Source organism: Patescibacteria group bacterium, from assembly GCA_034659915.1.
In the GTDB taxonomy this organism is placed as follows: Bacteria; Patescibacteriota; WWE3; order JAUXAW01; family JAYEID01; genus JAYEID01.
The window spans coordinates 14,730-28,035 of record JAYEID010000001.1 but is presented as its reverse complement, the minus strand read 5'-3'; the positions used below and the strand labels follow the sequence as shown (position 1 = coordinate 28,035).

Sequence of the window (13,306 nt, the reverse complement as noted above, 5' to 3'; positions counted from 1 at the left end):
TGTTTAATTTTCATTTTTAAATTAATTTATACGCGTTAAGTTTGTAGTGGTATAGCTAAGTATTGCTGAGGCTGCGTTCAATTTCTAGTAGTCGATTGTACTTAGCTACCCGTTCCCCTCTTGCTGGTGCCCCAGTCTTTATATAGTTGGCATTTAGTGCTACTGCAAGATCGGAGATAAAGCTAGAGTTAGTTTCACCACCGCGATGAGAAACAACTACAGTTAAATCATTTTCTTTTGCGTTTTGGGCAAAATCTAAAGTTTCTGAAAGAGTACCTATTTGATTTGGTTTAACAATAACTCCTGTTATTAAGTCCATTTCTAAGGCGTTTTTTAGTCTATTTTTATTTGTGGTTAAAATATCATCTCCGATTATTTCAACTTGGTTAGAAAAAGCTTTTTTAGCTTTAGCCCAAAATTCTGGGTGGTTTTCATCGAAAGGATCTTCAAGAGAAATTAACAATTTATGGTGCTCAACGAGATCTTTGTAGAAGGTTAGAAGGCGGCCAGCATTATAGTTTTGTTCAAGGCCACTGAGCTTGTAAAGTGTTCCCGAGCAAAAGGAGTTGGCAGCTATATCCAAGGCTATACCAGCACACTCTTGTTTCACTTTTTCAATTGCCTTTTCAATAAGAGAAAAAGCATCGTGCAGGTTTATCTTTTGGGGTGAAAATCCTCCCTCAGTACCAACAGCTGTGGTAGAAGAACTTGTATTCAGAGTTTGCAATAAGGTTTGATATATATTTAATCCTAAGTCAATTCTCTCTTGGAAATTATTACCCTTAGGGGTAACCATAAATTCTTGAAAATCCATGCTGTTTTTTGCATGTTCTCCGCCCTCCAACATTAAAAGCATAGGAATAGGCATTTTCCAATTTTTTTCTTTTGTGGGGCATAAAGTTCGAATATATTTATATAGGGGCTGGTTCTGGGATTTGGCTGTAGCGTCGCAGATTGCTAAGGATATGGATAGAATGGAATTACCTCCCAAAGCAGCTTTATTCTCTGTTCCATCAAGGTCTATCATCTTTTTATCCAGTTTTCTTTGTTCAGCAGAGTTCAGACCTTTGAGTTCCGGTGCCAGCTTCTTGTGGATGTTATTGATAGCTTCTTTTGTTGGGATCAAAGCAGCTTCTTCTGACCCAGTGGAGATTCCAGAAGGGACTTCTCCTACCCCCGTAGCACCGTCTTCCAAGTACACACGAGTTTTTAAAGTCCATTGTCCGCGTGAGTCAATAATTTTACTGCTTTTTATTTTTGTTATTTTAGCCATGTTTTATAGTGTATCTACAAAAGATATTCTAATTCAAGATGTTTATTTACCAACTACTTCTTTTTCTGCATTGGAAATTATTTCCCGAGTTTTTTCTATGGCATCAGGACTTACAGAAATGCTAGTTATTCCCCACCTTACTAGTTTTCTTACTAGTTGGGGATAAAGCGTGGGTGCTTGTCCACAAATAGATGAAGAAATGCCGTGGGCAGCAGCTGTTTGAATGGTTTTTTGAATCATCCATTGGACAGCTTCATTTCTTTCATCAAAGAGGTCCGCTAATTTAGCATTGTCTCTGTCTACTCCTAGAGTTAGTTGTGTGAGGTCGTTGGAGCCAATGGAGACGCCATCAATTCCAACTCCAATAAACTTCTCCAGTAGGATTACGTTAGAAGGTATTTCTACCATAAGCCACAATTTGAACGACGAGTTTCGATGCAGTCCTACACTGCTCATTATTTTCTTTACTTCTGTCAATTCTTCTGGTGTTCGAACAAAGGGGATCATTATCCAGACATTGCGTTGTTTTTGTCTTGCCTTTTTTACCGCTTCTAGTTCTACCTTAAATACTTGAGCATCTTCGATATAACGAGCTGCTCCACGGAAGCCTAGCATGGGGTTTGCTTCTTCTTTTTCGTATTCTTCTCCTCCTTCAAGATTATGGTATTCATTGGTTTTTAGGTCACTAGTTCTGTAAACCACAGGACGGGGGTCAAACGCTTTGGCAATTTTGGATATGCCAGTTGAAAGAGTTTCTTTTAGTTTGTTTTCTTGACCTTTCTCAACTAAAGCTCGCGGATGTTTACCAATTTCAGCAAACATGAATTCAGCTCTTAAAAGCCCAACGCCATCCACATTCTTGGTGGCAATTTCTTTGGCTAAGTCAGGTTGCCCTAGATTTACGTATAAGTTGGTGGCAGTAACTTGTGATAGAGTTTGTTTCTTTTTTGGTGTTTTGTGTTTGCTACCTTCTACATTCTTTATTTGTTCAGTTGAAAACCTGCCTTTGTATATTTTTCCATGTTCTCCAACTACAGTTACAGGTTCCTCATCGCTGAGAACTTTTGTTGCAGTTTCGGTGCCAACAATACAAGGAATTCCTAGCTCGCGTGAGACAATTGCAGCATGGGAAGTTTTCCCACCCTTATCAGTGATTATTGCTGCAGCTCTTTTCATAGCAGGTACAAAATCCGGGTTTGTCATTTCAGTAACTAGAATATCTCCTTCCTTAACCTTGGCTAGCTCCTCTGCAGAATTTAGTTTTTTTACTACTCCTGTTCCAACTCCTGGGGAGGCTCCTACACCTTCTAGTAAGACATCATTTTCTGAGATGCTGATTTTTTCTGGTTTTTCAGCTTCTGCTAATTCTTTTGTTGATACAGTTGTTACTGGACGAGTTTGGACAATCCAAACTTTTTCTCCTGAAAATACCCATTCAATATCTTGAGGATGTTGATAGTGATCTTCTATTTTTATTCCCCATTTTGCTAATTCTTTAATATAGTTGTCAGCTAATTTCTGTTTTTCTTGCCATGCTTTTGAAACTGGAACCTTTCCCTTTGCTGTAACTTGAAATGGTTGCTTAGCAATAACTCTTTCTTCTATTTCCAAGGTATTCTTGTTTACAATATAACTATCCGGAGTAAATGAGCCTTGGACCAAACCTTCTCCAGTGCCAAATACAGCTTCAATTGAAATTTTGCTCGGATTATTTGTTAGAGGTTCTAGAGTAAATAAGACACCCGAAGTTTCTGGTTTAACCATTTTTTGAATTGGAACAGCTAAACCTACTTCCATGTGTTTAAAACCTTTTGATTCGCGGTAGAAAATAGCACGGGAAGTGAAAAGTGATGCCCAGCATTTCTGGACTGCTTTCAACACATTTTCTTTACCTTTTATACTAAGGTAAGTTTCTTGTTGTCCAGCGAAAGAGGCGTCGGGAAGGTCCTCAGCAGTAGCTGAAGATCGAATAGCTACGGAACAATCTTTTGCGCCTGATAGTTCGCGGTATGCACCGACAATTGCTTTTCTAATATGATCTGGTATAGGTGAGGCTAGAATATGGGTTTCAATTTCTTTTGATGCTGCTTGTAATGCTCCGGAATCCTCTACATCTAAGTCTTTGAGTGCAGTTTCAATTTTTTGCTTTAGCCCCCCACGACTAAGAAGCTCAAAATAAGCGTTAATAGTTACAGTAAAGCCGTTAGGAACTGGTACATTAATCTTTTTTAATTCTCCAAGGTTAGCAGCTTTACCACCAACTAAGTCAGTATCTTCTTTGCTAGTTTCGGAAAACCAGAGAATCAATTTTTCAGATTTTTCGTCACTCATAGGCAGGAATATAAAAACAAAATTTTAAATACTAATTTTTTGTAAATTCTAAATCCAGATTACAAACTTTTTAGAGTTTGATTGTTGTTAATTTTTGTTTGGTTCTTTTATAACTTTTGGTTCAGGAACATATTTGTAGTTTTCATTTTTTACTAGCTGATACCCGCTTTTAGCTTTGATAATATAATAGCCAAAACCTTGTTGCTTTTCAATAAGTGAGTAGTCGTTTTTGGTTTCTTGCGGTAGCCAATTTATAAGAACTAGAGGTGATTTTCCAATATTTATTGTTTCGTGGTACCACCCTGAAGTTATTTTTATATAATCTCCTCTATTTGCATGTATTAATTTTATCTCTTCTATATGATTGGGAGAGTTTTTTTTCATTTTTTGAAGGACGAATAATGCTTTGCCTGTTAAAAGTTTGTATAGTTCTTCTTCTTGCTTGGAGTGGATATGACCAAAGGTTTTGTTGAATTCTTTACCCAAATTGAAGGCGGGTATGATGGTTAAGTCGCATCGTCTACCCTTTTTTGAAAAAAAGGGTAAACCTCTTAGCATGTAGTAGGTTTTGGAGGGAACTTTTTCTTCAGGATTTAGTAAAACCTTTTTAATTTCTTGTGCTTTGCGTACAGAAAATTGCATTTTTTTTCACTTCCCTGCTTCAATAAATAAATTTACCTGATCTAGACCGAGTTCCGGGTATTTTTCTAGGTTCTTTTTTACATCTTCAATTAGTTTTTTTAGTTCCTTCTTGTCATTAGCCTCAAATCGTAGGGAAAGGGCGGGAGTGGTGTGTGATGCTCTTATTAATGCCCAACAGGATTTGGAAAACAGTATTCTTAGTCCATCAGCTTCAAAGATGTCGTAGTGCGATTTATACATTTCTTTCATTTCTTGCACAATGTTAAATTTCTTTTGGTCAGGGCAAGGAACCTTAATTTCTGGGGTGTTGAAAGTTTTGGGAAGCTTTTCGTAAGTTTTTGATAACGGAGGATTTGTATGTGTAGCCAACTCGACAAGTTTAGCAGCAGCGTAAATGCCATCGTCGAAACAATTGTTTTCACGATACATAGTGTGACCAGACAATTCTCCTCCTAAAAGTATTTCAGGGTCCTTTTTCATTCTAGCTTGGAAAAATGGATGACCGGTTCGCATCATTATTGGAACTCCACCTGCTTTTCTAATTTCAGTTCTTAAAATTTGGGATGACTTAATATCGTAAAGTATTTTGGCTCCGGGGTTTTTTTCTAAAACGTGTTTTGCTAATAAAACTAAAGTGCGGTCATTTTCGTGGTGGTTACCTTCCTCGTCCACAATACCAAAGCGATCACCATCTGTATCAAAAGCTAGACCAACATCTGCTTCTGTTTCTTTTACCTTTTGAGACAGGTCTAGTGTGTTTACTCGAGCTTCAGGATTTGGTGTGTGGTATGGATAGCTTCCGTGGAGATTACAATAAAGGCTAATTACTTTTATGCCTAGAGCGCGGAAAATACTAGGTGCATATTTAGATGCGGTACCATTTCCGCAATCGATAACAACTCTTGCCCCCTTTCCTAAATTGAATTTGGGAGTTATTTTCTTGAGGTATAGCTCTTTTAAATCTGTGTGTTCAACATTTCCAGAACCTTTTTTGAATTTTTTGGAGAAACAAAGGTCCTTTATTTTTATTATAGAATCTCCGAATACTGGGAGTCCTTCTTGTGTCATAAATTTTATCCCATTATATGCGGGTGGGTTGTGACTTCCAGTTATTAGTGCTCCTCCGGAAAAACCATCTTCGAGTATGGCAGTTTGTATTACAGGGCGAAGTGCCAGTCCGCAGTCAATTACATTGCAACCTGTAGACAACACGCCATCAATAAAATAAGCGGAAATTGAATCTGAGGTGAATCGGTTGTCGTGACCAATAATGAGATTCTTCCCCGATATCTCTTGGATTATAGTTCCAAATGCCTTGCCAATTTTTCTAGCATCTTTGGGTTCAAAATCTTTGTTTACAATACCTCTTATATCGTACTCTCTAAAAATATTTGGGTTTAACATAGTTCTTTGGATACCTTATTACTTCTGTACTAATTTTGTCAAGATCCCCCTTCTAGTTAGACTTTTAACTTTTCTTGTTTACTCATGTCTTTTTTGTAAAGAGCGCCAATGTGTTTAAATGCTTTTTCAGTTGCTATTCGTCCTCGCGATGTTTTTTTAATAAAGCCGCATTGGATTAGATAAGGTTCTAAAACCTCTTCAATGGTTCCTTCGTCTTCGGAAAGGGCAGCGGAAAGTGTTTTTACCCCCACTGGCCCTCCAGCAAATTTATTACAAATTACGCTTAGGAATTTGCAGTCTTCTCGGGTTAATCCATGGTTGTCTACCCCGTGAAGCGTTAGCGCTTTTTTTACTATTGGTAAGTTTATTATATTTTGTTTTTTTACTTGGGCATAGTCCCTGACTCTTTTTAGTAATCTGTTTGCAATTCGGGGCGTTCCCCTGCTTCTTTTTGCAATTTCTTTTGCACATTTTTCTTCCATATCTATTTCTAAAATTTTACAAGATCTGAGGACAATTTTGGTAAGCTCTTCCTCAGTGTAGAATCGGAGTCGATGTAAAGCACCAAAGCGATCACGTAAAGGTGAGCTCATTAGTCCAATTCGAGTAGTAGCACCAATAAGTGTGAACCGTGGTAGGTCAAGTCGCACACTGCGGGCTGATGGCCCTTTTCCAATTACAATATCCAGGGCAAAATCTTCCATTGCAGGATAAAGAACTTCTTCTACTACGTTACTAAGTCGGTGAATTTCATCAATAAAAAGGATGTCATGCGGCGAGAGGTTGGTAAGAATAGCAGCCAGCTCTCCAGGCCGTTCAATTGCGGGTCCAGATGTGATTCGAACATCCACTCCTGTTTCATTACCAAGTACTTGAGCAAGAGTGGTTTTTCCCAACCCCGGGGGACCGTAAAAGAGAATATGTTCCATTGCTTCATTTCTTTTCTGTGCTGCTTTTAGAAATACCTTGAGTTTGTCTTTAAGTTTATTTTGACCAGGGAAATCCTTAAAAGTTTTGGGGCGCAGTGTTTTTTCTAGCGATTCTTTTTCATCTGACATCAGAATTATAGTATCAAAAATTGGTTAACTTTTCATACATGTTAAGATACAGATATGAGAGTATTAGGGATTGACCCTGGTTTAGCAAATACTGGTTGGGGAATTATTCAAAATTCAGTTCCAAACGAGGACTGGGAAGTTATTGATTTTGGTAGTGTTACAACTAAGGCAAGAAGCTCAACTGCAGAACGTTTGAATAAGATTTACACGGAGATTTCAGGTCTAATTAGAAAGCACTCTCCAGATGTTGTAGCTGTAGAAAAGATTTTTTTGGGTGTAAATGCCAAATCCGCACTTAAGGTTGGTGAAGCTCGTGGTGCTGTTATTTTGGCAGCTGGAGATGCTAAGCTGGAAGTTAGAGAGTATACAGCTACGGAAATTAAGGTAGCACTAACAGATTATGGACAGGCAAGTAAGGAGCAGGTGCAATTGATGGTCAAGAGGTTTTTAAATCTTCCTAAAATACCTAAGCCGGACCATGCGGCAGACGCGCTAGCTTGCGCTTATTGCTATGCGGTAAGTAACGGGGATTTAAAGCTCTAGTTTTAACTAAAAATATGATTGGAAGTCTACATGGGACTATTTCGCATAAATCTGAAGGTACGATAATTGTATTGGTAGATGGCGTTGGCTATTCCGTTGTTGTTCCTGTGAGCATTATTTCCAACTATTCTGTTGGAGAGGAGATTGAACTTTTTACACACCTTTATGTACGGGAAGATGTTTTTGAACTTTATGGTTTTTCTGATTTAGAAGGCATGGAAATTTTTAAACTCCTTATATCTGTTTCTGGTGTAGGACCTAAGACAGCTATGGGAGTTCTTTCTCAAGCATTGCCGGAAGAGATAAGAGACGCTGTGGCAAAAGCGGATAAACCTGTTTTTTCTGCTGTATCAGGAATTGGGAAAAAAACAGCAGGTCGGATTATTTTGGAACTTCAATCTAAGTTAGGAGAATTAGAGGAGTTGGATCTAAGTAGAGAGCCGGAAAAGGAAGAAACAGTAGAAGCTTTGAGAAATTTAGGATACAAGAAGAGCGAGGCAATAGAGGCACTGAAAGATGTAGATAGTAGTTTGCCAACAGAAGAGCAACTTCAAGAAGCGTTAAAGAATTTGGGTAGGTAACTTGATACCTCCGCCGCGGTCTCTCACGGACTCCTTCCGAAGCCGCTGTTTGGCAGTTGCTAGCTTCATTTTGAGTAAGAGGACATTTATAACCTCTCTTGAAATGATTAGTTTGCAATTTGTCGGCAGCGGCGTTTTTTTAATTTAAAATTAAAGATTTAAAATTACTTTCGAGGATTCTTCTTTTTTTAATTACGAGTTACGAATTACAAGTTACTCTTTTTGTATTTCTCGATAGCTTTTTTTACCGCATCTGCAGCAAGCACAGAACAATGTGTTTTAGCTGATGGTAGCCCTCCCAAAGCTTCAGTAACACTTTTGTTGGTTAACTCTTCCGCTTCGGTTAAAGGTTTTCCTTTTACCATTTCAGTGGCAATGGAAGATGTGGCAATAGCTGCACCACAACCTAGAGTTTTAAATTTAATATCTTCGATGTATTTTTCTCCTTTTCTCTCCCCTACTTTTATGTACATTTCCATTACATCTCCACAGACAGGGTTACCTACCCGAGAAACAGCGTCTGGGTTTTCGATAGTACCCATATTTCGTGGGTTGAAGAAATGATCCATTACTTTGTCAGAATATAAATTTTCTATGCTCATAATTTGTTTTTATAATTATACCATTTGAAAACAGCCATCTGCTGCTTTATCTCTTTTCTTGTCCTTTTTTAAACTTTCCGGTGACATTTCTTGTAATTTATTAATTATTGGTGGTAGTTTTTCTAGAACATAATCCACTTCTTTTTCAGTGTTGTACTTACCAAGCGAAAGACGTAGCGAAGCGTGTGCTACTTCTTGCGGGACTCCCATTGCTAAAAGAACGTGCGAAGGTTCTAATTCTCCCGAAGTACAAGCAGAGCCACTTGTACTTGCTATACCTTCTCGGTCCAGCAAAAGTATCATTACTTCCCCCTCAGCACCTTCAAACACAAAACTGGCAATGTGTGGGGCTCTTTTTTCTGGGTGTCCAGTTAATTTTGCGCTGGGTATTTTTTCTAGTACACCGGAGATCAGTTTTTCACGTAGTTTTTTGACTTTTTTCCTGTTTTTCTTTCTTTCCTTTTCGGCTATTTCAATAGCTTTGCCTAATCCAGCTATATAAGGAACATTTTCAGTACCGGCGCGGAGTTGGTACTCCTGGCCCCCACCGTGGATTTGCGGAACTAATTTTGTCCCTTCTCTTATATATAGAGCCCCAATTCCCTTTGGTCCGTGGAATTTGTGAGCAGAGAGGCTAAGCATATCCACTCCTAGCTTTTGCACATCCACATTAAAATATTCAATTGCTTGCACTGCGTCGGTATGGAAATATATCTTATTGTTGATTGTTGATTGCTTTTTGTTAATTGCACTAGATATCTCTTTGATTGGTTCTGTGGTACCTACTTCGTTGTTTACGAACATAACAGAAACAAGTACTGTTTCCTTTTTAATTAGGCTTTCGACTTGTTTGGGGTTGACTAAACCATGTTTATCAACATCTAGCCAGGATATTTCTGCTTTTCCTGTTTTATCTAAATATTTTGCTGTATCTAACACACAATGATGTTCAATTGGAGATACAATAAGGTGAGGTTTTGCTTTACCATTCTTGAAGTGCTTGTTGGTTTGGTTTGCGTACTCGACAACCCCTTTTAAAGCAAGGTTATTTGCTTCGGTAGCGCAAGATGTAAAAATTATTTCTGAAGCCTTTTCTGTACCTAGTGCATTAGCAACTTTTTCTCTAGCTTTATCTACAGCGATACGGGCTTTTTGTCCCCAGGAATGTAAAGAATTTGGGTTTCCGTAGATTTCTGTAAAGTAGGGTTCCATTTCTTTTACTACTCGAGGGTCTACTTTTGTGGTTGCAGAATTATCAAAATATACTTTCATAGTGTGTATGCATTTTACCACGTTGCGCTGATCCAACAAGTGACGCATTTATTATAGGTATTGGATTTGCGCTGATTATTAGCTGATTTCCGCAGATATTATAAGCCCAACAAGGGCCTTGACGATCCTATAAGGTTGTGGTAGATTATTTTTCACCTTAACAACAGGCCCTATGGTCTAATGGACTATGATGTCCCGTTTCAGCGGGAAGACAGAGGTTCGACTCCTCTTAGGGCCATTACACGGCTGGTTGGGTGTCTGAGCTGAAAGGCTCCCTCCTATGGTGCGCCTAACCAGTCGTGGATTGCACTTTAAAACGGGCATGTAGCTCAAGTCTTTGGAAGAAGGTGTGGTAGAGCGTTCCGATGGAATCGGAAAGAATCCGGGTTCGAGTCCCGGCGTGCCCATCTCGGGCAGTAGTAAGGGTCACCTCCTGTTACTGTCCATAGTAGTGCTTGGCTTTTGCTGGTGGCTTGTGCGGTCTCCTTTGTGGGCTGCCCCGGGTCTTTGACCTCGCCTGCTAGCCTCGCCAAGCACTACCTCCGCGCCTGTAGCTCAGTTGGATAGAGCATTCCTGAGGTGATATTCAGGAAGGTCGAGAGTTCAAATCTCTCCAGGCGCTTTTCTAGGGAGCTGATAGTCTCAACACATTTTTGATTCGTACGTGTTGAGAGGACCCAGCTCCTTTTTCTTTTCTCTCCAAATTACTTTCAAAATATGATTTACAACTGAATATTAAGAACTTAGGACTTAATATTGCTTTAGGTATAGGTTTTGCAAAGGTTAGTTAGGGTAATTGAAAGTTTCTTTTTTTGTATTTTCTAATGCCTTCTTTATTAAGCTCTTTGTGTTTAGAATACTTTCTGCTTTTTCTAGTTCTGTAGTCTTTGCGCGTGTTTCAGGGTAGTCGGGAACAAAGAGGGAACAGCAGTCTTGATAAGGACGGATTGAGATTTCGTAAGTTTTAATTTCCTTTGCTTTATTTACTATGTCTTGCTTATCCATTCCAATCAAAGGTCGAAGTATAGGTAATGTAGCGACGGAGTTTACCGCGTGAATGTTTTCTAAGGTTTGTGAAGCGACCTGACCAAGACTTTCTCCAGTTACCAATGCTTTTGCACTTTCATTTTTGGTAATAAACTCTGCTAAGCGAATCATCATTCTTCGATAAAGCAAGACTCTTAATTTTTTTGGGCACTGGGCAACAATTTCCTTTTGAATATCTAATAGAGGAACCATGTACAGATGGCTATTTAGTTGCCATTTGGTTAATTCTTTTGCTAAGGCCTGTACAACTTCTTGGGAAGCTTTGTTTGTTTGTGGATAACTGTGAAAGTGTACAAATACGTTTTTTGCACCTCTTTTTGCAATTTGCCATGCGGCTACAGGTGAATCAATTCCCCCAGAAAGAAGTGTTACAACTTTTCCAGCAGTTGTTACAGGTAGTCCCCCAGGACCATTTAATTTTTCAAAGTAAATTAAAGCTTTTTTAGAGAGGATTTCAATATAACAAGTAACATCACCAGTTTCCAAATCAACTTCTGCACCTGATTTTTCTTTAGCGTACCCACCTACTTTGAATTCTATCTCTCTAGATGTCAGGTGATAACTTTTATCTACTCTTGAGGCGCGTATGCGGAAAGTTTTGAACGGTTGGCGTTTTTTTACTTCTTCCCACACAACTTCTTTTAATTTATCTATGTCTCGATCTACTAGTAAAGCGGGTGAAAAGTTTGCTATTCCGAAGGTACGCGCTAACCGAGTTTCAATTTTTGCTTCTAGTTTTGAAGAAGCCTGCTTTGATGTTTCAAGAAAATATCTACCGTAAAGTTTCTTTATTGGCTTCTGTTTTAACCCAAGATTGCCAGTCACTTTAGTAATATTTTTAACCAATTTATTTTCAAAAAAAGGGCGATTCTCGCCTTTTATTCCTATTTCACCATAATGTATTAAATAACCTTTCATATTTGTGTTATAATAGCGTACTTGGTTACTAGTTGTCAGCTTGTTTGTCGATACAAGAGGAGGTGGTTATGGAGTCTTGGGTAACTCTGAATGTTCCCTCCCAGCAAGGGCTGCAAATTCTACTTCAAGCATTTCAGGAAGATTTTACAACTTTTGCTGAGTGTTTGGATGAGAACTTTGGCAGGGAGAGAACGGATCATTTCTTGCAACTCTTGGAAAGTTACGGCGAGTTAGCTTTAAACGGAGGAGGAGAACAATCACTTAACGCTTTGCTCTCGAGAGCGACAATTGATGTTCGACAGGCAGTTCTTTGTTTATTGGGGAGAAGGGCAGCGGACGGAGAACTTACAATGGAGAGAGATGAGATCGGCAACTTTATACTGTCTTGTTGAATTTAGTTAAATGATCAACATGGGCTGTTGTTTTGGGCAACAGCCCTTTTTTTTTTTACTTTTTACAAACTTTTCCTACTTGGCGTGAGATAATTGTACATTAGAGTTTTCGTCACCTGTTTAGAAAGGAAAGTGCACTTTCTCCAAGCTTAAATTCCCAACCTTCTAAATGCTTGTTTCTTTTCACTTCGCTCAATTTTTGCTTTGTTTATCCCTTTTCTTAAGATTTCAATAGACTGGTCGTAAATTTTCTTTTCGACTGGAAAAGGAATTCCATCTTTCCCACCGTGGGCAAAAGAGTAGCGAGCTGGGTCTTCATAAGAAGGTTTTTTACCATAGATTAATTCTCCAACTAGGCTTAGCGCGCGAATTGTTTTGGGTCCCACACCTTGTGTAGCAAGCATTTCTTCAAAGTTTCGCGGTTTTTTTTCTTCTAGTTCTCCGAGTATGTGCTCTAAATACTTGGTTGTGTATTTTTCTTTTGAATTAACCCAATGGTGGCGGGGTAAGTTTAGTTCCTCAACCTCCTTTAAGTTTTTCCAGGTGGTTTTTGCATTTGTAGTAAGCTCCACAGAGAAATTTTTATTTTCAATACTTTTCTTGTCGGTAAGATTAAGAGCCTCGTCCCTTTGATTGCAACAAATAGCGGTATGAGGTTCCACTGTGAATTCTTCCAAGTTTTGCCCAGACCAATGGTAACGTCTAGCCATTCCGTTAGTCTGGTTCATTCCCTGTTGGACAACTGTCCAGTTTCCTTTTAGATCAAAAAAGAAGTTATGGTGGTACAGTTGATAGCCGTCTTGCAGTGCTGTATTGTCAACCTTAGCACTCATTTTTGAAGAATATATTAAATTCTGATATTTGGATTTTTTAATTTGGAATTTTTCAGAAAAGGAGGTAATCTCATCCGGTGTTTTTCTAGATGTTGCTCCCTTACCACCACAGACAAAAATTCCAGTGTCATTTTCCAAGTCTTTTAAAGCTACCTTTAAAGCGCCACCTGTTACAGTGGTTAATCCAGAAGAGTGCCAATCATAGCCCAAAACACATCCCAAGGCTTGAAACCAGTAAGGATCGGCCAATCTTTGCAAATATTCTTCTGGACCGTATTCATCTATTACAGCAATTGAGATTTCTCTTCCCAACTCAACCATTTTTTTGAACAGCCAACGAGGTGCTCTACCTCCGTGCAGCGGTAAATTTGCAGTTCCTGTGCGCATAATTATTAATATTATAACTTAAT

The 13,306-nt window shown here is 38.7% G+C and carries 12 protein-coding genes, 2 tRNA genes and 1 pseudogene; 6 read left to right on the top strand and 9 right to left on the bottom strand.

Annotated features, from left to right (window positions below; all coding sequences use genetic code 11):
- Nucleotides 1–55 precede the first annotated feature (55 nt).
- The 5 genes from eno to ruvB form a co-directional block, all read right to left on the bottom strand.
- Nucleotides 56–1,273: a phosphopyruvate hydratase gene (gene eno, locus U9M98_00125; GenBank protein MEA2020122.1), complete on the bottom strand. Its 1,218-nt coding sequence runs from the start codon at nucleotides 1,271–1,273 to the stop codon at nucleotides 56–58.
- Between the two features lie 42 nt (nucleotides 1,274–1,315).
- Entirely contained in the window at nucleotides 1,316–3,604 is a 2,289-nt protein-coding gene (gene ppsA, locus U9M98_00120; GenBank protein MEA2020121.1) for a phosphoenolpyruvate synthase, read from the bottom strand.
- Nucleotides 3,605–3,691: 87 nt separating this feature from the next.
- Nucleotides 3,692–4,246, bottom strand: coding sequence for a glucose-6-phosphate isomerase family protein (locus U9M98_00115; protein MEA2020120.1), 555 nt, complete (start codon nucleotides 4,244–4,246; stop codon nucleotides 3,692–3,694).
- Nucleotides 4,247–4,252: 6 nt separating this feature from the next.
- A complete protein-coding gene (locus U9M98_00110; protein ID MEA2020119.1) occupies nucleotides 4,253–5,650 on the bottom strand; it encodes a phosphomannomutase/phosphoglucomutase in 1,398 nt (465 codons plus the stop codon).
- Nucleotides 5,651–5,706: 56 nt separating this feature from the next.
- On the bottom strand, nucleotides 5,707–6,708 hold the full coding sequence (ruvB, locus tag U9M98_00105; protein MEA2020118.1) for a Holliday junction branch migration DNA helicase RuvB: 1,002 nt from the start codon (nucleotides 6,706–6,708) through the stop codon (nucleotides 5,707–5,709).
- A gap of 54 nt (nucleotides 6,709–6,762) precedes the next feature.
- On the opposite strand from ruvB, the gene ruvC reads away from it, so the two are divergent.
- Nucleotides 6,763–7,251, top strand: a complete 489-nt coding sequence (gene ruvC, locus U9M98_00100) for a crossover junction endodeoxyribonuclease RuvC (GenBank protein MEA2020117.1) — start codon at nucleotides 6,763–6,765, stop codon at nucleotides 7,249–7,251.
- 14 nt (nucleotides 7,252–7,265) lie between these two features.
- Nucleotides 7,266–7,832, top strand: coding sequence for a Holliday junction branch migration protein RuvA (ruvA, locus tag U9M98_00095; protein ID MEA2020116.1), 567 nt, complete (start codon nucleotides 7,266–7,268; stop codon nucleotides 7,830–7,832).
- Between the two features lie 206 nt (nucleotides 7,833–8,038).
- Here the strand turns inward: ruvA and U9M98_00090 are convergent, their stop codons facing one another.
- Both U9M98_00090 and U9M98_00085 read right to left on the bottom strand, forming a co-directional pair.
- Nucleotides 8,039–8,434 carry an iron-sulfur cluster assembly scaffold protein gene (locus U9M98_00090; protein MEA2020115.1) on the bottom strand — a complete coding sequence of 132 codons (396 nt, stop codon included), beginning with the start codon at nucleotides 8,432–8,434 and terminating at the stop codon, nucleotides 8,039–8,041.
- A 15-nt stretch (nucleotides 8,435–8,449) separates the two neighbouring features.
- The gene (locus tag U9M98_00085; GenBank protein ID MEA2020114.1) at nucleotides 8,450–9,706 is read right to left on the bottom strand and encodes an aminotransferase class V-fold PLP-dependent enzyme; all 1,257 of its coding nucleotides are present in this window, start codon (nucleotides 9,704–9,706) and stop codon (nucleotides 8,450–8,452) included.
- A gap of 166 nt (nucleotides 9,707–9,872) precedes the next feature.
- Here U9M98_00085 and U9M98_00080 point away from each other — a divergent pair.
- The 3 genes and pseudogenes from U9M98_00080 (at nucleotide 9,873) to U9M98_00070 (ending at nucleotide 10,328) form a co-directional block, all read left to right on the top strand.
- A tRNA-OTHER gene (locus U9M98_00080) sits at nucleotides 9,873–9,944 on the top strand.
- Nucleotides 9,945–10,024: 80 nt separating this feature from the next.
- Nucleotides 10,025–10,113, top strand: a tRNA-Ser gene (locus tag U9M98_00075).
- Between the two features lie 137 nt (nucleotides 10,114–10,250).
- Nucleotides 10,251–10,328, top strand: a pseudogene (locus U9M98_00070).
- A gap of 161 nt (nucleotides 10,329–10,489) precedes the next feature.
- Here U9M98_00070 and thiI read toward each other — a convergent pair.
- Nucleotides 10,490–11,671: a tRNA uracil 4-sulfurtransferase ThiI gene (thiI, locus tag U9M98_00065; GenBank protein MEA2020113.1), complete on the bottom strand. Its 1,182-nt coding sequence runs from the start codon at nucleotides 11,669–11,671 to the stop codon at nucleotides 10,490–10,492.
- Between the two features lie 44 nt (nucleotides 11,672–11,715).
- Between thiI and U9M98_00060 the strand changes: the two genes are divergently transcribed.
- On the top strand, nucleotides 11,716–12,063 hold the full coding sequence (locus U9M98_00060) for a hypothetical protein (GenBank protein MEA2020112.1): 348 nt from the start codon (nucleotides 11,716–11,718) through the stop codon (nucleotides 12,061–12,063).
- A gap of 149 nt (nucleotides 12,064–12,212) precedes the next feature.
- Here the strand turns inward: U9M98_00060 and U9M98_00055 are convergent, their stop codons facing one another.
- Nucleotides 12,213–13,283 (bottom strand): DUF763 domain-containing protein, encoded by a 1,071-nt coding sequence (locus tag U9M98_00055; protein MEA2020111.1) that lies wholly within the window; start codon nucleotides 13,281–13,283, stop codon nucleotides 12,213–12,215.
- Nucleotides 13,284–13,306 lie beyond the last annotated feature (23 nt).